The following is an 18,903-nucleotide window of genomic DNA, read 5'->3' as shown; positions in this document are numbered from 1 at the left end:
CGGCGGGCGATCAGGTAGGACTGAGTCTATGGCTTTGCACGTGCGCGGTGTGCTCCTGCCCGAAGACGAGGTCCGGGACATCTGGCTGGTCGGTGACCGGGTGACGTTCCAGCCGGTGGCCGGCGCGGAGACCATCGCGGATGGTGGCTTTGTGCTCCCCGGCCTGACCGACGCGCACTGCCACATCGGCATCGCGCGGGGCGGGACGCCGATCACCTCGCTCGACCAGGCCCGCGAGCTGGCCCACGTCAACCGTGACGCCGGGGTGCTCGCCATCCGGGACGCCGGCTCCCCGTACCCGTATCCGGAGCTCGACGACGCTACGGACCTGCCGCGACTGGCCCGGGCCGGCCGGCACGTCGCCCCGCCGAAGCGTTACCTGCGCGGCGTCGGGGTGGAGGTCGGCGCGGCGGCGGTGGCCGCGACCGTCGCCGCGCAGGCCGACGCCGGCAACGGCTGGGTCAAGCTGGTCGGCGACTGGATCGATCGCGGCGTCGGCGACCTCGCCCCGGCCTGGGACGCGGAGACCATGACCGCCGCGGTTCGGGCCGCGCACGCCGCCGGGGCCCGCGCCGCGGTGCACACCTTCTCCGAGTCCGCCGTCGAGATCATGGTGCGGGCCGGGGTCGACTCGGTGGAACACGGCACCGGCCTGAGCCTGGACCTGATCGACGTGATGGCCCGGCAGGGCACCGCGCTCGTACCCACCATGATCAACATAAGGACCTTCGGCGGCATCGCCGACCAGGCGCGGGCGAAGTTTCCCCGCTACGCCGACCACATGCTCGCCCTACGAGACCGCTTCCCCGAGGTGGTCCGCGCCGCCCACCAGGCCGGCGTGCCGATCTACGTCGGCACGGATGCCGGCGGTGGCATCGCGCACGGGCTGGCCGCCGAGGAGATGCTGCTGCTGCACGAAGAAGCGGGGATACCGGCCGAGGACGTCCTCGCCGCCGCCTCCTGGCGGGCCCGCGAGTGGCTCGGCTTCCCCGGCCTGGTCGAGGGGGGCCTGGCCGATCTGGTCGTCTACCCGCAGGACCCGCGGCGGGACCTCCGCGTCGTCCGGGCCCCCGACCGGGTCGTCCTCCGCGGCCGGGTCCTGCGCTGATCCACCGAGGCGGGTCGGCGGTCCAGCCCGGCCGGTCTTGTAGTCCACGATGGCGAGCTCCGCCCCCGCCGGCGGGGGGTGGAGCGACCGCCCGCTGGCGGCGACCGCCCCGGCGGCACATAGGATGTGCGGTCATGGCGCGCGTGCTCACTCCCCGTGCGGAGGACTTCCCCCGCTGGTACCAGGACCTGATCGCCAAGGCGAAGCTGGCCGACAACGGCCCGGTCCGGGGGACCATGGTGATCCGACCAGCCGGCTACGCCATCTGGGAGCGGATGCAGGCCGAGATGGACAACCGGATCAAGGCTGCCGGCGCGGAGAACGCGTACTTCCCGCTCTTCATCCCGGAGGGCCACCTCAAACGCGAGGCCGAGCACGTCGAGGGCTTCTCGCCGGAGCTGGCGGTGGTTACCCACGGCGGCGGCAAGCAGCTCGCCGAGCCGGTCGTGGTGCGCCCGACCAGCGAGACCGTCATCGGCGAGTTCATGGCCAAGTGGGTCGACTCGTACCGGGACCTGCCGTTGCTGCTCAACCAGTGGGCGAACGTGGTCCGCTGGGAGCTGCGCCCCCGCATCTTCCTGCGGACCAGCGAGTTCCTCTGGCAGGAGGGGCACACCGCGCACACGACCCGCGAGGACGCCCGCGCCTACGCGCGACGGATTCTGCACGAGGCGTACGAGGACCTGATGGTCAACGTCCTCGCCATCCCGGTGCAGGTGGGCCTCAAGACCGCCCGGGAGCGGTTCGCGGGTGCGACCGCCACCTACACCCTCGAGGGCATGATGGGTGACGGCAAGGCGCTCCAGCTGGGCACCAGCCACGAGCTGGGGCAGAACTTCGGCCGCGCCTTCGACATCAGCTACACCTCCGCCGAGGGGGGTCGGGAGTACGCCTGGACCACCTCGTGGGGCACCTCCACCCGGATGCTCGGTGGTCTGATCATGTGCCACGGTGACGACAACGGCCTGCGGGTGCCGCCGAAGCTCGCGCCGGTCCAGGCGTACGTGATGGTCGTCAAGGACGGCGAGGGGGTCGGCGAGGCCGCGACGCGGCTGCACGACGCGCTGCGGGATGCCGGTGTCCGGGTCGCCCTCGACGACCGGACCGACACCCCCTTCGGGCGTCGCGCGGTGGACGCGGAGTTGCGCGGCTACCCGATCCGCGTCGAGATCGGCCCCCGCGACCTGGCCGCGGGGAACGCGGTCGTGGTCCGGCGGACGGACGGCGCGAAGTCCCCGGTTCCGGTGGCCGACGTGGTCGCTGTGGTGCGTACGGCGCTCGAGGCCGACCAGCAGGCGCTGCACGACCAGGCGCTCGCCACCCGGCAGGCGCGGACCCGCGAGGTGGGGACGCTCGCCGAGGCGATCGAGGCGGCGGCGACGGGCTGGGCCCGGGTGCCGTGGTCGGTGGTCGGCGCCAAGGGCGAGGCGGAGGCGAACGCCCAGGGCGTCACCGTGCGGTGCCTGATCCGGGCCGATGGCTCGGTGCCGGACAGCGAGGACGAGCCGGACCTGGTCGCCATCCTGTCCCGGGCCTACTGAGCTACGCCCGCACCGGACCGGGTCGGTGCCGCCACCGACCCGGTCCGGCCCGAGCTGGTTCGGGCGCACAGACGGGGCAGCTCGACAGCGAGCGGAGCGAACCGGGCCACCGGCGTTCCAACCGGTCGTCGGGTGGGGTGGACTCGGCGATCCGACCGGCCGTCGGCGGGCGGTAGGGTCGGGCAGGTGAGGTTCGAACCTGGGCGGTTGGTGGTGCACCGCAACGTGCGGCGGGGGCGGATCGGTTGGGTTCGTCCGGCGCGCGTGGTCAGTGATGACGACCGGGGGCTGCTGCTGTGGATCCCCCGGGGCTCCCTGGTGGCCAGCGAGACCACCGACGCCGGAGTCGGGATGCGGGCTGTTCCCTTCGCCGAGTGGATCGTCTCGGCGTACCGGCTGACGCTCGCTCGGTGGCAGGGGCCACCCCTGCTGAAGTTCCTGCCGGTTGGAGCCGCGCACTCGGTCTGGTTCTTCCAGGACGAGCAAGGGCATTTCGCCCATTGGTACGTCAACCTCGAGGAACACGGTGTGCGCTGGGACGACGGTGGGCTCGCCGGCGTTGACGTGGTGGACCAGGATCTTGACGTGCTGATCCACGCGGACCGGCGCTGGGCGTGGAAGGACGAGGACGAGTTCGCCGAGCGGCTCGACTTCCCGGAGCACTACTGGGTGCCCGACCCGGACGCGGTCTGGGCCGAGGGGAAGCGGGTGATCGCCCGAGCCGAGGCGGGTGAGTTCCCGTTCGACGGCACCTGGTGTGACTTCGTGCCGCCGCCCGCGTGGACGGCACCGCTGGAGCTGCCGCCCGGGTGGGACCGGCCGCCGGCCCGCTGACGGCGCCCGTTCGGCCGTCGGAACCGATGGCGCCCGTTCGGCCGTCGGAACCGACCGGCGTGAGTCTGGTCGGCCTGCCCCGACCGGATCAGTGTGCTCTTCGTCATAATTGAATGGTGGGCCGGGGCCGGTCCGATGTGAGGCCTCCCGGTCCGATCTGGCAGAATGGCTGGCTGGTATCCGGCGTGGGTCCGGCGCCCTCTACCCGGGCACCACGTCAGTCCACCCGAGCAGTCTCCGGCCCAACCCCACTGTGCCGGAGTGCGCGCTCACCCGTGCACCACCCGTCCAGGGTCGGTGGAAACAACAGGAGCGAAAACACTGTGGCCGTAAAGATCCGGCTCCTGCGGATGGGCAAGATCCGCAACCCGCAGTACCGCATCGTCATCGCCGACTCGCGCACCAAGCGTGACGGCCGGGCGATCGAGTTCGTCGGGATCTACCAGCCGAAGTACGACCCTTCGGTGATCGAGGTCAAGTCGGACCGGGTGCAGTACTGGCTCTCCGTGGGCGCGCAGCCGAGCGAGGCGGTGCAGCGCCTGCTGGAGAAGACCGGCGACTGGCAGAAGTTCAAGGGCCTGCCGGCCCCCGAGCCGCTGAAGGTCGCCCCCGAGCAGGTCGACCGCAAGGCGGCCTACGAGGCTGAGGCGAAGGCCGCCGCCGGTCTGGCGGAGACCCCGACCAAGCCGGCCAAGAAGGCCGCCAAGGCCGAGGCGGCGCCGAAGACCGAGGAGCAGGCCGGTGCGGGCTCCGGCGAGCAGGGCTGACGTGGCACTGCGTCCAGCGCTGGAGCATCTGGTCAAGGGCATCGTCGACAACCCCGACGATGTCCGGGTCCGGCTGGTCGATTCCCGGCGGGGCAAGCGGCTCGAGGTCCGCGTGCACCCGGAGGACCTCGGCACGGTGATCGGGCGGTCCGGGCGGACCGCGAAGGCGCTGCGCCAGGTCATCGGTTCCATCGGTGGACGCGGCGTACGCGTCGACATCGTCGACTCGTACTGATGCTCGTCGTCGGCAGGATCGGCAAACCGCACGGGATCCGCGGTGAGGTGACCGTGGAGGTGCGGACCGACGAACCTGAGACGCGGTTCGCCCCGGGCTCGGTGCTGCGCACCGAGCCCGGGGCGAACGTGCCCGCCCACCCCGGTGCGTACCGGGTGCCGGGTGAACTGACCGTCGAGGCAGCGCGGTGGCATCAGGGGCGGATGCTGCTGGTGGCGTTCGAGGGTGTGCTCGACCGCAACGTCGCCGAGGCGCTCCGCGGCACCCTCGTCGGGGTGGACCGCACCGACGTGGCCCCGCCGACGGACCCGGAGGAGTTCCACGACCACCAGCTGGTCGGCCTGGCCGTGGTCACCCCGGCGGGGGAACGGCTGGGGGAGATCGCCCGGATTGACCACGCCCCCGCCGCGGACCTGTTGGTGCTGCGCCGTCCCGGCCGCCGGGACGTGTTGATTCCGTTCGTCCAGGCGATCGTTCCCGAGGTTGATCTCGCCGGTGGTCGCGTGGTGGTGGATCCGCCTGGCGGCCTGCTCGACCTCTGACCCGCCGCCTGGTTACCTCTGACCCGCCGATCTGGTTGACCTCCGCCCGGCGGCCAGCTCGATTCCCGGGCGGTATCCGGTGTGGTCAGGCCGTCCGGCCCGCACAGCTTCTGGAGCCCCCACAATGCGCGTTGACGTTGTGTCGATCTTCCCGGAGTACTTCGCTCCGCTGGACCTGTCGCTGATCGGCAGGGCCCGGGCCGGCGGCACCCTCCAGCTGGCGGTGCACGACCTCCGTACCTGGACCCACGACGTGCACCGGACGGTTGACGACACGCCGTACGGCGGGGGGCCGGGGATGGTGATGCGGCCGGAGCCCTGGGGGGAGGCGCTGGACGCGCTCGCCCCGCCGGGAGGTAACCCACCCCGGCTGCTGGTGCCCACGCCGGCCGGTGTTCCGTTTACCCAGGCGCTGGCCCACGAACTGGCCGCCGAGCGGCACCTGCTCTTCGCCTGTGGCCGGTACGAGGGGATTGACCAGCGGGTGCTTGAGCATGCCGCGAGTCGGATGCCGGTCACCGAGGTCTCCCTCGGTGACTATGTGCTCTTCGGTGGTGAGGTGGCGGTGCTGGTGATCCTGGAGGCGGTGACCCGGCTGCTGCCCGGGGTGCTCGGCAACGTTGGCTCGCTGGACGAGGAGTCGCACGCGCACGGGCTGCTGGAGGCGCCGATGTACACCAAGCCGGCTGCCTGGCGGGGCCAGGAGGTGCCGGCGGTGCTTCGCTCCGGGGACCACGGGAAGATCGCCCGCTGGCGTCGGGATGAGGCCCTGGTGCGGACGGTCGCCCGGCGCCCCGACATGATCGCCGCACTGGCTCCGGAGCGCCTGGACCGGCAGGACCGGGTGACGTTGGAGCAGGCCGGGTTCCCGGCTGCCCCCGGCGATGTGGCAAAATAGGGGGTTGCCGCAGTCAACCGCGCCGTGGATGGCTGCGAGGACCCTCGACCGGGGCCGGCGAGTGCCGGCGACCATCCGGGGGTCAGAATCACCCATTCGCGCATCGACTGACGATGCGCCGTGAGCTCGCGAGGACGCAGCGATGAACATCCTGGACGCGCTTGACGCCCAGTCGAAGCGGACCGACCTTCCCGATTTCCGCGCCGGTGACACCGTCAAGGTGCACGCACGGGTCGTCGAGGGAAACCGGTCCCGGGTCCAGATTTTCCAGGGCGTCGTCATCCGTCGTCAGGGTGACGGTCTGCGGGAGACCTTCCTGGTCCGCAAGATCAGCTTCGGGGTGGGGGTCGAGCGCACCTATCCGGTCAACAGCCCGGCCATCGACCGCATCGAGGTCGTGACCCGAGGTGATGTCCGGAGGGCCAAGCTCTACTACCTCCGTGAGCTGCGTGGCAAGAAGGCGAAGATCAAGGAGAAGCGGGAGAAGCAGCCGAGCTGAATCGTGCTGCACCACCCGTTCTGAGCTGCGCGTATGGTGTACGAACCGGAGGGCACCATACGGGACGTGCCGGCGCAGCCGGATGTCCCCGCCCAGCGGTGGGGCAGGTGTTCACTGCCGTCCGGAGGCCTCGACCAGGTCCCCGGGCGGTAGTGTCGTTTCTGCGGACCGGGGAGGCGTGGTGCGGACGCGCGACGAGGACGGCACGGTCGATCCACGCCGTCGCCGGGCCCGGCGACGCCGCCGCCCGTTGCCGCTCTGGCAGGAGCTGCCGCTGCTGCTGACGGTCACCTTCTGCCTCGCGGTGCTGATCCGGACCTTCCTGCTTCAGGTGTTCTTCATTCCGTCCGGCTCGATGACCGAGACGCTGCTCGTCGGGGACCGGGTGCTGGTCAACAAGGTCGTCTACGACGTACGGGACCCGGCGCGGGGCGAGGTGGTGGTCTTCCGCGGCCCGCAGCGGTGGGCCGCCCCGCTCGACGAGGAGCCCGACCCCGGATTCCTGCGCCGGCTCACCGCCACCGTCGGCGATCTGGTGGGGGTCGGCGGCCCCGGCGAGAAGGACTTCATCAAGCGGGTCATCGGGCTGCCGGGCGACCGGGTGAGCTGCTGCGACGAGCAGGGGCGAGTGCGCGTCAACGGCATCGCCATCAACGAGCCGTACGTGTGGCGTGACTCGCCGCTGGACCTCCCGCCGAACCCGGGTGAGTGCCGCGCGCGTCGCTTCGACGAGGTGGTCGTCCCACCCGGGCAGCTCTTCGTGCTGGGCGACAACCGGTTGGTATCCCAGGACGCCCGCTGTCAGGGCCCCGTGCCGATCGACAATGTGGTCGGACGGGCGGTCGGCGTGGTGTGGCCATCGTCGCGGTGGGGTGCACTCTCCACTCCGGAGGCCTTCGCCAATGTTCCCGCACCGGCGGGTTCCCCGGACAGCGGGCCACGGCCGGTCGGGCCGAGCCCCGACGGTGGTGTGCTGCTGTTCCTTCCGCTTCCGGCCGCGTGGCTCAGTTCTCGCGCGTTCCGTCCGGTGCCGCCCAGCTCGGCAACGTAGGCTCCATTCCGTGATTGACGAGCAGACCGACAAGTCCCGCAACTCCTTCTGGAAGGAGCTGCCGATTCTCCTGGGCGTGGCGATTCTGGTCGCGGTGCTGGTACGTGCCTTTGTGTTGCAGACCTTCTTCATCCCGTCTCCGTCGATGGAGAACACGCTCCAGATCGACGATCGGGTGCTGGTCAACAAGTTGGTGTACGACTTTCGCCCGCCGGAGCGAGGCGAGGTGGTCGTCTTCAAGGCGCCGACCTCGTGGAGCGGTAACCCCGACGGGGAGGACTTCATCAAGCGGGTCGTCGGCATCGGCGGCGACCACGTGGTCTGCTGCGACGAGCAGGGGCGGATCACGATCAACGGGGTTGCCCTGGACGAGCCGTACCTCTACTCCGTCGGCGGCGAGCGGGACCAGCCCGCTGATCGGGACTTTGATATCACCGTCCCGCGGGGGCGGCTGTGGGTGATGGGCGACCACCGGTCGGCCTCGGGCGACTCGCTGCAGCACTGGCAACAGTCGGGGGAGGACGTCCAGGAGGCGACCATCCCCGAGGACCGTCTCGTCGGTCGGGCCTTCACGATCTTCTGGCCGCTGGACCGGGCGCGCTGGCTGAGCGTCCCCGAGCAGTACGGCCCCATTCCCCGGCCCGGAACCTGATCCGGTGGGCCGGGTAGGCCCGGTAGGCGATGGCGAGGGCGTCTGGCAGGCTGGGACGGTGACCGTCGCCCACGCCCTCCGTAGCCCCACCGGGGTGCTGCTCGTCGCCGCGCCCGGCCGTCACCTGGTCGTCGAGCCGTGGGTGAGCGTGGACAGGGGTGGGTCATGCTGACGCCACCGCGTACCGTCGTCCGCCGCGACGGCGGGCTCTACGCGCTGGAGCGTGCCCTGCAACGACGCGGATTTCGGCAGGTGGCCGGTGCCGACGAGGCCGGCCGGGGTGCCTGTGCCGGCCCCCTGGTGGCCGCCGCCGCCATCCTGCCCCCGGGGCGGCCCGGGGAAGTCGCCGGGCTCGCCGACTCCAAGCTGCTCACCCCCGCCAGCCGGGAACGGGTGTACGCGGAGGTCGTCGCTCGGGCGTCGGCCTACGCGGTGGTGGTGATCCCGGCGGCGGAGGTGGACCTGCGCGGACTGCACGTGTGCAACCTGGCGGCGATGCGTCGTGCGCTGGCGTCGCTGGCCACCCCGCCGGAGTACGTGCTGACCGACGGCTTCGGGGTGGACGGGCTGGATGTGCCCGGGTTGGCGGTCTGGAAGGGCGACCGGGTGGCGGCCTGTGTCGCCGCAGCCAGCGTGCTGGCCAAGGTCACCCGAGATCGGATCATGGTGGGGCTGGACCTGGAGTTTCCCGGTTACGGGTTCGCGGAGCACAAGGGCTACATCACCGCCGAGCACTCGGCTGCGCTGCGGGAACGCGGGCCGTGCCCGGAACACCGGTTCTCGTACGTCAATGTCGCGACCGTCTCCGGCCGGCACGGGGCCCCGCCCCGGGCCCGACGACCGCTGGTCCCCGCGGCCGACGAGGCGATGGAACGCGCTGGGGCGGCAAAGGGTACCGTCGGCGTGGCGTTGGGCGAGCGGCCCTGGGCTGCGGCGTCGGTGGGGAATGATGTGGCCATGGAAGGCGGGATGGGATGAGCGCGGAAGATCTCGAAAAGTACGAGACGGAGATGGAGCTGCAGCTCTACCGGGAGTACCGCGACATCGTCCGCCAGTTCTCCTACGTCGTGGAGACCGAGCGTCGGTTCTATCTGGCGAACCAGGTCGACCTGCACGTGCGTAACTCGGACGGTGAGGTCTACTTCGAGGTCGAGATGCACGACGCCTGGGTTTGGGACATGTATCGTCCTGCCAGGTTCGTCAAGAACGTCCGGGTAATGACGTTCAAGGATGTCAATGTAGAAGAGCTGGAGAAACCGGATATCTCGCTGCCGGCCGACTCCGGGTTCGGCAACTGACCTCCGAACCTCGCTGACCCCTCCCGTTCCCCCCCCCCGGCGGGTCCAGCTCCGCCGCCCTGACCGCACGTCACCCGATTCCATCAGCGGGCCCAGGCCGGCCTCGTCTAGCAGATCGAATCGCTTCCCGTGCTCCCCTCCACAGGGTTGGTGGCTGTCCACAGGTGAGCTGGTTGGAGGGTGGCAGCCGACCGGCCGTCCGGGCAGGCTGCCGCCATGGAGCCGTCCCCGATCCTCGCCATCCTGCTCAGCGCCGGGCTGACCACCACGCCCGCCGTGCCCGCCCCGCCGGTGGTCGGGCCCAGGTCGCTGGTGGTGGGCTCCCTGTCGCCCGGGGCGCCTCCCACCTTCCGGTGGCCGCTGCCCGGGGAGTCGCCGGTCGTGCGACGGTTCGACCCACCGCCGCAGCCCTGGTTGCCCGGCCACCGCGGCGTTGACCTGGCGGCCGACGCCGGCGCGCCAGTGCTGGCAGCAGGTGATGGTGTGGTCACCTTCGCCGGTGCCGTGGCTGGCCGCCCGGTGCTCACCGTGACCCACGCCGCCGGCCTGCGGACCACCTATGAGCCGGTGCACTCCGATGTCGAGGTCGGCACTCCGGTCCTGGCCGGAGTGCCGATCGGTCTGCTGCGGGCTGGGCACCCGGGCTGTCTGGCTCCGGCGTGCCTGCACTGGGGTCTGCGTCGAGGCGACACCTACCTGGATCCGTTGGCGCTGCTCGGTCGGGGGTCGGTGCGGCTGCTGCCACTCGACGGTGCGCCTCGGTAGCGGACATGCCGACCAGTGGGTCGGCGTCTGAGGACTTGCAGGGTGTTATCAGGCGTTTTGGTAAAATACAGGGCTTTCATCTTCCTTTAACTACATTGACAGCATAGGCCTGCTGTGGAAGCAGGAAGTCATTTAATAATTACTTATTAGTGATTAACCTGATCTTACATTGCGTAGTTGCGAATAACCGATTCATCCGTTTTTGACCATTCATCCTCCCTGTTTGTAGTTGTTCTTGCGTATTGGGAAAGGTGTTCCTAAGGTTCCTGTTTGCAAAATATGAAGACCGTGCGGGGGAGGGTCTGTGGCGCGTCGGATGACGGCCGCTGTTCGTTCATGTGGCGCCGTTGGTCCCGACCGCCGCGTTGGCGGAGGATCCGGTCCGGGACACCGAGGCGGAGGCGCTGGTAGCGGCGAAGGAGCTCGACCAGCCGGTGGAGGTGCTGGCGCTCCGCACGGAGTACTGGGACGTGTTCGCGCAGCCGGACGGCACACTGATCGCCAACGATCATGCACGGCCGATCCGGGTCATTCAGGGGGATGACTGGGTTCCCGCCGACGCCACGCTGGTGGCCCAACCCGATGGTGCCAACGGGCCAACGGCGGCGCTGCTCGTGATGCAGCTGTCCCCGGGCGGCGACGTGCCGTTGATGGTGGTGACGCGGGATCAGAAGAGCATGACCCTGACCTGGCCGCACGGGCCGCTGCCTGAGCCGGTCGTCGTGGGCAGCCAGGCGACGTATCCGGACGTGCTCCCGGACGTGGACCTGGTCACGAACGTGACGGTCGAGGGCTTCTCCCACGTACTGGTGGTCAAGACGCCGGCGGCGGCCGAGCTTCCAGAGCTGCAGGACCTTCGGTTCAGAGTCACCACTGTCGGGTTGACGATCGAGGAAACCCCGGACGGAGGCGTGGTGGCGTTGGACCCGGCCACCAACAACCCGGTCCTACAGGCTGACGCGCCGACCATGTGGGACAGTGGACCCGAAGAGGCCGGTGGGGTGCTGGCTACCGAGGCCCTGCCCTCCGCCAGCAGTACCTCCGCCGATCCTGGCGCTGCTTCCGCACAAGGCCCGGGTGATACGTCGAAAGTGGCGCCGGTCGAGCTGGAATACACCGAGAACATGCTGGTGCTGACGCCGGATCAGGGCATGTTGACCGACCCGACGGCGTCCTTTCCGCTCTACATCGACCCGGTCTGGCAGAGCAGCACCAACAGCGGCTGGGCGATGGTCGACAGCGGGTATCCCAACGAGGAGTATTGGAAGTTCGACGGCGAGCCGTACGAACGGATCGGGCGCTGCCCCAACTCGTGCTTCAACTCCAAGGTCAAGTGGTTGTTCTACCGGCTCGGCACCCCGTATTTCGGCAGGACAATCCTGGAGGCGACGTTCAAGGTGACGTTGCAGCACGTCTACGACTCCACGGCTCGGGCCGCCGCGCTCTACCTGATGCCAGCCGGGATCAGCTCCTCCACCAACTGGAACAACCAGCCTGGTGGCTCCAGTTGGTCCGGTGCCACACGCCTTGCCACCAGTTCTCCGACCAGCACCAGGTCGACCTGCACCTCCACCAACCAGAACCGAGTGGAACGCGAAAGCGGCGGTGCAGCAGGCGGCGACCAAGGGGTGGAGCACGGTGACCCTCGGTTTGCGGTCAGTCAACGAGGCCAGTGGCTTGCACACCGAGCGGTTCTGTAGCAATGGTGTCCTCTCGGTCCGCTACAACCGCGCACTGATCGCGAACGCCAGCGAGCTCACCATGTCTCCCAGTGGGCGGTACGTCGACATACGGTGCGGGCGCACCGTATGTCGACGTACCGCTGAGGCTGAACGCGTGCTACGGAATCCGGACCACTCCTCGGCACACACCGAGCAGATCAAGGCCGAGTTCAAGGTGACCTGGACGCCGAGCGGTGGGACGGCCCAGTCGCGTAGTTACATCACACCGTTGAAAGCCAGCGGTTTGGCCTTCTCGTACACGGTGCCGAGCCACATCGCAGAGAACGTGCCCATCTCGTGGGAGGTACGCGCCAGCGACAACACCAGCTGGGGTCCGTGGAGCAGTTACGGCTCCCGCAATGTCTGCCAGTTCCTGTACGACAAGTCGAGCCCGAGCCCACCGGACGTGGACTCCGCCGTGTATCTGGGTAGGCCCCCTGATGGCGCGTTGCCCCATCAGGGGCTGGCTTGTGGCAGGTTCGCCATTCGGCTCGCCTCGGCTGCGGGCGTGGGGCAGGTCGACACCCGGGTGTCGGTGTATGTGGTGCCGTCCCCCGAACGGGCTACCCGATCCGGTCAAACCCGAGGCAAACCCATAATACCGCCCAAAGCCTGGATACTGTGATGACTGACAGCGCTCGTGAACAAACCTCGCATAGCTGCTGCACCTGGCTCAGGTGTCGTACGGGTGTGCACTACCGGTATCGCTTGGTGTCGGCGGAACGTCGAGTCCACTGCGCCGGCTGAGAGCAAGGGGGTTCCGAGGCGCAACTCTTCACACCCAGGAAGTGATGCTGATGTGGAAAATGGTACGTCCGACGTTCAGGAGTGCGTCCACGATTGCTGCCGGGGCGCTCGCCTGCACCGTGGCTGTCGGGGTCGCGGGCAGTATGCCACGCGCGCTCGCGGAACCCGCGTCGCCGTTAACGCCGGGCGCTTCTCCAGCGGTGCAGGACGAGGGTTGGGGTGCTCCCGATGACGGTAGCCGTGCTCTCCCGCCCTACTACTATGAGGAGCCCCAATATCCGGGTGATCGTATCCGTGAACCCGTGATTTTCTCTACTGACATGTCGATGGGGCTGACCACGGGCGCCCGTAACGGTATGTCCACCTCGGTTCCCGATATTGATGACTCGTACGCGCTCGCCCTCGCCCTGGCTAATGGCGTTGATGTGCGAGGCGTTGTGACGACCATGGGAAACTCGATGGTCAGGCCGACCGTGGTAACCGCCCAGGCGACGGTTGATGCACTCGGTGCGGATATACCCGTGGTGCAGGGGGCGGAGGTCTGGTTGCCGGTCGAGGCCCAGCAGACCACCGGTGGTGCGGATCTGACCGGCACCTGCGTCAACGATGGTGTTCGGTTCATGGCCGACCAGCTGCGGGAGACCGGCGGGTTGACGATCCTGGCGATCGGTCCGTTGACCGACGTGGCGTGTCTGGCTATGAACTTTCCGGAGGAGGCCTCCCTCATCTCCCGAATTGTCGCCCTCGTTGGCAGCAAGCCGACAACGGTGTTCGAGGTGTTCGGAACCCCGTTGGTTGACTTCAACTACATCATGGACCCTCGCGCCGAGCAGATTATCCTAGATCAGACGTCTATTCCTTTTACGGCCATCACCTTCGACCTCTCCTCGCTGGCGCCGATCCCGATCCCGGAGTTGGAGCGGCTGGCCAGTAGCCCGGATCCGCTGGCGCGTTTCTACGGTGAGTCCTCGATGCCGCGCCTGGAAATGCTGAAGGAGATGGACTTTGGTCCCGCGTACCCGATTTTTGACGCAGCCGCCGCATGGCACCTGATTCGGCCGCAGGACCAGGTCTGCCAGCAGGTGGGCTACCGGCTGAAGACCGGTTCGCCAGCGACAGCGGAGGCCGGAGAAACAGACATCTACGACTGGTTCTCGCCTGAGATCACTGACACCCGGCAGGTCACCTCGTGCACGGGCTTCACGAGCAAGGAAGCGGCAGGCCGCTACCAACAGGCTATTCTGCAGGCAGTTGGCGGCGAAGTCGGGTGGAAGCATCCGGAGATTCTGCGCAACGATGAAGGCTCAATGCAGACCGACGAGGGCGGCTTGTCGACCGGCGAGGGCAGCGCGCGGACTGACGAAGGTGCTGCTGCATTGACTGACGAGGGCACCTTGTCGACGGATGAGGGCACTGCGCGGACTGATGAGGGTGCTGCTACATCGACCGGTGAGGGTGCGGTGCGGACTGACCAGCAGGCGGTGCCGACCGATGAGGGTGCGGTGCAGACCGACGACGGCACCGCCCCGACCGGCGAAGGCGCCGACCGGGCGGCCTGGTGAGCCTTCCGTGGAGCGAACACTTCGGGCGAAGCGCTGAGTCGACGGTAGGGCGGTTCAGAGCTGCGACCTGAGTAGCGGGAGCCTGCCAAGCACGGGTTACGCCCCCACGCCACATGGCGTGGGGGCGTAACCGTGGACGGGCCGTCGGGTTCACGCACGAGGGTGGGCCTGGCGGTGCGCGGCCCGCAGCCGCTCGACCGACACGTGGGTGTAGATCTGGGTACTGGCCAGCGAGGAGTGTCCGAGGAGCTCCTGCACCGCCCGCAGGTCCGCGCCCCCCTCCAGCAGGTGGGTCGCCGCCGCGTGCCGCAGCCCGTGCGGGCTGGTCCGGGGCAGGCCCGCCGCGGTCGCGTACCGGCCGACGATCCCCCGCGCGGTGGTCGGGTTGAGCCGGCCGCCCCGCGCCCCGAGCAGCAGCGCGTTCGCCGACCGAGCGCCGACCAGCCGGGGGCGGCCGTGACGTAGCCACGCGTCGAGTGACCGTTGCGCCGGAACTCCGTACGGCACGCTGCGTTCCCGACCCCCTTTGCCGAACACCCGGAGCACCCGCCGGCCCGGGTCCACGTCCGCGACGTCAAGGCCGCACGCCTCGCTGACCCGGACCGCTGTCGCGTACAGCAGCTCCAGCAGTAGCCGGTCTCGCAGCCGGGCCGGGTCGGCGGTCCCTGGCGGGACGTCGTCGGTCGGCTGCTCCGGGGGTGCCGCGTGCGCCGCCTCCACCAGGGCGGCGGCCTGATCAACCGGGAGTACGGCGGGTAGCTCCCGGTGGGCGCGCGGACTGGCCAGGCCGGCGGCGACGTCGGTCGGTAGTCGGCCGTCGCGGTGCGCCCAGGTGCTGAAGGTGCGGGCTGCGGCGGACCTTCGGGCCAGTGTGGTCCGGGCGGCTCCCGTCGTGCGCTGCCGGGCAAGCCAGCTGCGGATCTGTGCCAGCGTGAGGTCAGCGGGACTCTGGGCTCCCGCCCGTACGGCGTGGTCGAGCAGACTGATGACATCGGCGACGTACGCCCGCACGGTGTGGGCGGAGCGGTTCTGGACCTGGGCTAGGTGGGTCGCGAAGTCGTCCGCCGCCTCGCGTAGTGGCGCAGGCAGCGCCGCGTGCCGGGCCCGGGTCGCTTCGCCTCGCTTCACCGGCGGGCCTCGCACCAATTGGTGGGCCGGCCCGGCGGGCCGATGGTGAGCTGCTTGTGGGCGTGCACCCGATCAGCCTACGGGCGCCTTGCCGGCCCCTGCGGCCCCGACGGCTCCTGAAACGTCAGCGGTTCCTGCCGCGTCAACGGGGGCGAGAGCGCGTACCCGTCGCCGCGTCGGCTGACCAGGCCCAGTTCCTCGAGGAGGGCCAGCTTGCGCAGCGCTGTCCGGGCCCCTACCCCGGACCGGGCGGCGATGTCGTCAACTCCGCGTACGCCTCGCCGGGGCAGCGTCTCCAATACCATCATGGACTCGTCGTCGAGCTGGTCCCGTACCCGGGCGGGCCCGCGGACCTGCGGTGCCAGGTCCCCGCCGATGCGACCCACCTCCTCGAGCACCTGCGCGGGGGAGACGACCAGCCGGGCCTCCGGGTACTGCCGAAGCAGCTCGTGCGCCCCGACGGACATGGTGGAGGTGACCGGGCCGGGCACCACCATCGCCGGCCGGGCGATCGCCAGGGCACGGTGCATCGTCTGGGTCGCTCCGCTGCGGGCGGCGGCCTCGACCAGCACGCTGCCCCGGGTCGCCGCGGCGATCACCCGGTTGCGGATGAGGAACCGGGGCCGCAGCGGATCCGCTCCCGGTATCCACTCGCTGACCAGCAGCCCGGTCTCGGCGATCCGGTCGAAGAGGGCGGTGTTGCCCGTCGGGTAGGGCCGGTCCAGGCCGCAGGCGAGCACGGAGACGGTCAGCCCGCCGGCGGTCAGCGCCCCCCGGTGTGCGGCGGCGTCGATTCCGAACGCCCCGCCCGAGACGACCGTCCAACCCCGCTCGGCCAGTCCGTACGCCAGCTCGGTGCCCACGTGGAGGCCGTAGCCGGTCGCGGCCCGGGCGCCCACCACCGCGACCGACCGGTCCAGCGTCTCGGCCAGGGGGTGCCCACCCCGCACCCAGAGGCAGAGCGGCGGGGCGGTCTCCCGGTCGACCCGGCGGGTCGAACCCGCCAGCACGAGGCGGTGTAGGTCGGCGACGGGCGGTGGCCACTCGTCGTCGACCGGCGTCACCAGCCGGGCGCCCAGGCGGTCGGCGCGCTCCACGGCCTCTGCGGCTACGGCCAGCGGGTCTCCGGCCGAGAGTCGGGCTGCCACGGTCTGCCGCAGGGCGTCCTCGGGAGCGCCGCCCTCCCGCAGCAGGGTCAGCGCGCCAACCGCACCGTGCTGCTCGACCAAGCTGAAGACGGACCGGTTACCTGGTTCGGCGATCCAGGTCAGCGCCACTCGGGCGAGTCGGTCGGCGTCGCGCGCCGCCGCGGATCGGTCACCCGTCGGGTGTCGTATCCCGGCCGGCTCCGGATGTCCCGCCGGCCCGGAGCCTTCGCCGGCTGCTCCCCAAGCGGTCACAGGGCCTCTCCCCGCCTGGTCACAGGGCCTCCCCGGTGCGCAGGCCGATCGCCTCCCGGACGTCCTCGGCGTCGGGGCGCTGCCGACCGTCCAGGTCGGCGATCGTCCACGCCAACCGGAGAACCCGGTCGAAGCCCCGGGCCGAGAGTGATCCCCGGTCGAGCCGGGCACGTAGTTCCCGGATGTCCGGGCCGGGTAGGCACCAGGGTGGCCGCCGCAGCACCGGCCCGGGCAGTTCGGCGTTACTCCGTCGGCCGAGGCGGGACCAGCGGTCGACGGCCGCCGCGCGGGCTGCCGCGACCCGGGCGGCCACCACGCGTGACGGCTCACCGCCGGAGCTCACCTGCATCAGCTCGGCGGCGCGTACCGGCCGCACGGTCACCTGGATGTCGACCCGGTCGAGGAGCGGGCCGGAGAGGCGGCCGAGATAGCGGCGTCGGGCGAGTGGCGTGCAGTCGCAGGAGATGTCCCCGGCCGGCTTGGCGCAGGGGCAGGGGTTGGCGGCCAGGACGAGCTGCACCCGGGCCGGGTATTCGGCGGCGCCTCGGGAGCGGGCCAACCGGACCCGGCCGTGCTCGAGCGGCTGCCGGAGGGCGTCGAGAGCGCGCCGATCGAATTCGGGAGCCTCATCGAGCAGCAGCACGCCCCGGTGGGCCAGGGATACCGCGCCGGGGCGGGCGAGGCCGGAGCCTCCACCGACCAACGCCGAGACCGTGGCGGTGTGGTGCGGCGCCTGGAACGGTGGTCGTCGGATCAACTGCCCACCGGTGGGCGTCAGGCCGGCGATCGAGTGCAGCGAGGTCACCTCCATCGCGGCGTCGTCGGGCAGCTCGGGCAGGACCGACGGGAGCCGTTCGGCGAGCATGCTCTTGCCGGCGCCGGGCGCGCCGAGTAGGGCGAGGTGGTGGCCGCCGGCGGCGGCGATCTCCAGGGCGCGCCGGCCCAGACTCTGTCCGGCGACGTCGGCCAGGTCGAGGGTGGAGGCTGGGCCCGCCGGGGTGGCTGGAGGCGGCTGCGGCAGGGGGGTGCCGTCGGTGAGGAAGGCGGCCAACTGGCGGAGACTGTGGACGGCGTGGACCTGGATGCTGGGGATCATGCCCGCCTCGGTGGCGTTGTCGAGAGGAACGACCACCCGGTGGTGGCCGGCGCGGGCCGCCGCGGCGACCATGGGCAGGGCGCCGCGGACGGGCCGGACGGTGCCGTCCAGGCCCAGCTCGCCGAGGAGCACCACCTGATCCAGCGGCGCCAGTGGTAGCTCCCCGGCGCTGCCCAGCACCGCTACCGCGATCGCGAGGTCGAAGCTGGAGCCGTGTTTGGGCAGGGTGGCGGGGAGCAGGTTGATGGTGATCCGGCGGTTGGGCCAGGCCCGACCGGAGTTGACCACGGCGGCCCGGACGCGGTCGCGCGCCTCGTGCAGGGCGGTGTCCGGTAGGCCGGTGATCGCCACGGTGGGCAGGCCGGGGGCGAGGTCGGCTTCGACCTGCAGTACATGCCCGGTGACCCCGACCAGGCCGACGCAGCAGACCCGGGCGTAGCTCATTGGTGCGCTCCCATGTCAGAAGGCCCCTTTCAGGTGCTCGACGCGGGGCGGGCCACCGGTGAGGCGGATGGAGAGCACGTCGAAGCGGACCTCGTCGGCCCGGGTGCCGGTCTCGGCGAGCCAGTGGGCGGCGAGGAGACGTAGCCGGCGGGCCTTGGTGCCGGTCACGGCCGCGGCGGGGGTGCCGAAGGTGTCGGTGCGTCGGGTTTTGACCTCGCAGATGGCGAGGACCGGGCCGTCCCAGGCGATGATGTCGATCTCGCCGTGTGGGCAGCGCCAGTTGCGGGCCACCGGCTGTAGCCCTGCCGTGATCAGGTGTCGGAGGGCGCAGCGTTCTCCGTATGCGCCCACCGACTGGTGGTGTCTGCTCATGCCCGGCACGGTGCCCGGGCCGGCTCCGGGCCGTGGTCCGGGCGGGGCGGGCCTGTGGACGACGGGGGCGCCTGTGGACGCACGGACGATCACGCTCTCGCCGTGCTATCGGTGCTGATCAAACGCCCGTCGTGCTGAGGGCGTCGGCCGGGCTGGGGGCGGCGATCATGCTCTCGCCGGGCCAAGGAGATCGCCTTCGGCGGTGATCGTGGCCTACCCCGACGTGTGGTGGGAGCGGACCAC

General features: G+C 70.4%; 18 protein-coding genes and 1 pseudogene. 15 read left to right on the top strand and 4 right to left on the bottom strand.

Going from position 1 to position 18,903, the window contains the following annotated elements; genetic code table 11:
• Window positions 1–28: 28 nt before the first annotated feature.
• The 15 genes and pseudogenes from SALPAC6_RS0112185 to SALPAC6_RS0112115 all read left to right on the top strand — a co-directional run bounded on the left by SALPAC6_RS0112185 (window position 29) and on the right by SALPAC6_RS0112115 (window position 14,220).
• A complete protein-coding gene (locus SALPAC6_RS0112185; RefSeq protein ID WP_018253695.1) occupies window positions 29–1,108 on the top strand; it encodes an amidohydrolase family protein in 1,080 nt (359 codons plus the stop codon).
• 134 nt (window positions 1,109–1,242) lie between these two features.
• Window positions 1,243–2,649 carry a proline--tRNA ligase gene (proS, locus tag SALPAC6_RS0112180; protein WP_018253694.1) on the top strand — a complete coding sequence of 469 codons (1,407 nt, stop codon included), beginning with the start codon at window positions 1,243–1,245 and terminating at the stop codon, window positions 2,647–2,649.
• Between the two features lie 186 nt (window positions 2,650–2,835).
• Complete coding sequence (locus SALPAC6_RS0112175) at window positions 2,836–3,483, top strand: DUF402 domain-containing protein (protein ID WP_026189598.1); 648 nt, start codon at window positions 2,836–2,838, stop codon at window positions 3,481–3,483.
• A 323-nt stretch (window positions 3,484–3,806) separates the two neighbouring features.
• Window positions 3,807–4,250, top strand: coding sequence for a 30S ribosomal protein S16 (rpsP, locus tag SALPAC6_RS0112170; protein WP_018253692.1), 444 nt, complete (start codon window positions 3,807–3,809; stop codon window positions 4,248–4,250).
• On the top strand, window positions 4,225–4,485 hold the full coding sequence (locus tag SALPAC6_RS0112165) for an RNA-binding protein (protein ID WP_011905208.1): 261 nt from the start codon (window positions 4,225–4,227) through the stop codon (window positions 4,483–4,485). The genes rpsP and SALPAC6_RS0112165 overlap by 26 nt, the downstream gene beginning before the upstream one ends.
• Window positions 4,485–5,027, top strand: a complete 543-nt coding sequence (gene rimM, locus SALPAC6_RS0112160; protein WP_018253691.1) for a ribosome maturation factor RimM — start codon at window positions 4,485–4,487, stop codon at window positions 5,025–5,027. The genes SALPAC6_RS0112165 and rimM overlap by 1 nt, the downstream gene beginning before the upstream one ends.
• A 124-nt stretch (window positions 5,028–5,151) precedes the next feature.
• A complete protein-coding gene (gene trmD, locus SALPAC6_RS0112155) occupies window positions 5,152–5,925 on the top strand; it encodes a tRNA (guanosine(37)-N1)-methyltransferase TrmD (protein ID WP_018253690.1) in 774 nt (257 codons plus the stop codon).
• Window positions 5,926–6,067: 142 nt separating this feature from the next.
• On the top strand, window positions 6,068–6,424 hold the full coding sequence (gene rplS, locus SALPAC6_RS0112150; RefSeq protein WP_011905211.1) for a 50S ribosomal protein L19: 357 nt from the start codon (window positions 6,068–6,070) through the stop codon (window positions 6,422–6,424).
• 178 nt (window positions 6,425–6,602) lie between these two features.
• Entirely contained in the window at window positions 6,603–7,475 is an 873-nt protein-coding gene (gene lepB, locus SALPAC6_RS0112145) for a signal peptidase I (RefSeq protein WP_026189597.1), read from the top strand.
• Between the two features lie 10 nt (window positions 7,476–7,485).
• Window positions 7,486–8,127 (top strand): signal peptidase I, encoded by a 642-nt coding sequence (gene lepB / locus SALPAC6_RS0112140; protein WP_018253688.1) that lies wholly within the window; start codon window positions 7,486–7,488, stop codon window positions 8,125–8,127.
• Window positions 8,128–8,292: 165 nt separating this feature from the next.
• The gene (locus SALPAC6_RS0112135; protein ID WP_018253687.1) at window positions 8,293–9,105 is read left to right on the top strand and encodes a ribonuclease HII; all 813 of its coding nucleotides are present in this window, start codon (window positions 8,293–8,295) and stop codon (window positions 9,103–9,105) included.
• Window positions 9,102–9,425, top strand: a complete 324-nt coding sequence (locus SALPAC6_RS0112130) for a DUF2469 domain-containing protein (protein ID WP_018218957.1) — start codon at window positions 9,102–9,104, stop codon at window positions 9,423–9,425. Before SALPAC6_RS0112135 ends, SALPAC6_RS0112130 begins: the two co-directional genes overlap by 4 nt.
• Window positions 9,426–9,641: 216 nt before the next feature.
• Window positions 9,642–10,190: a M23 family metallopeptidase gene (locus tag SALPAC6_RS0112125; RefSeq protein WP_026189596.1), complete on the top strand. Its 549-nt coding sequence runs from the start codon at window positions 9,642–9,644 to the stop codon at window positions 10,188–10,190.
• Between the two features lie 326 nt (window positions 10,191–10,516).
• Window positions 10,517–12,359, top strand: a pseudogene (locus SALPAC6_RS25830) (LamG domain-containing protein); the annotation flags it as partial.
• A gap of 619 nt (window positions 12,360–12,978) precedes the next feature.
• Window positions 12,979–14,220, top strand: coding sequence for a nucleoside hydrolase (locus SALPAC6_RS0112115; protein ID WP_018253684.1), 1,242 nt, complete (start codon window positions 12,979–12,981; stop codon window positions 14,218–14,220).
• Window positions 14,221–14,370: 150 nt separating this feature from the next.
• Here SALPAC6_RS0112115 and SALPAC6_RS0112110 read toward each other — a convergent pair whose 3' ends face one another.
• The 4 genes from SALPAC6_RS0112110 to SALPAC6_RS0112095 form a co-directional block, all read right to left on the bottom strand.
• The gene (locus tag SALPAC6_RS0112110) at window positions 14,371–15,348 is read right to left on the bottom strand and encodes a tyrosine recombinase XerC (RefSeq protein WP_018253683.1); all 978 of its coding nucleotides are present in this window, start codon (window positions 15,346–15,348) and stop codon (window positions 14,371–14,373) included.
• Window positions 15,349–15,425: 77 nt separating this feature from the next.
• Window positions 15,426–16,748: a DNA-processing protein DprA gene (locus tag SALPAC6_RS0112105; protein WP_018253682.1), complete on the bottom strand. Its 1,323-nt coding sequence runs from the start codon at window positions 16,746–16,748 to the stop codon at window positions 15,426–15,428.
• A gap of 19 nt (window positions 16,749–16,767) precedes the next feature.
• A complete protein-coding gene (locus tag SALPAC6_RS0112100) occupies window positions 16,768–18,288 on the bottom strand; it encodes a YifB family Mg chelatase-like AAA ATPase (RefSeq protein WP_018253681.1) in 1,521 nt (506 codons plus the stop codon).
• Window positions 18,289–18,303: 15 nt separating this feature from the next.
• A complete protein-coding gene (locus SALPAC6_RS0112095; RefSeq protein WP_018253680.1) occupies window positions 18,304–18,660 on the bottom strand; it encodes a YraN family protein in 357 nt (118 codons plus the stop codon).
• Between the last annotated feature and the right edge of the window lie 243 nt (window positions 18,661–18,903).

This window comes from Salinispora mooreana, assembly GCF_000379065.1.
Taxonomy (GTDB): domain Bacteria; phylum Actinomycetota; class Actinomycetes; order Mycobacteriales; family Micromonosporaceae; genus Micromonospora; species Micromonospora mooreana.
Note: the sequence above shows the minus strand (reverse complement) of the source record. Positions and strands in the feature narration are given on the sequence as shown.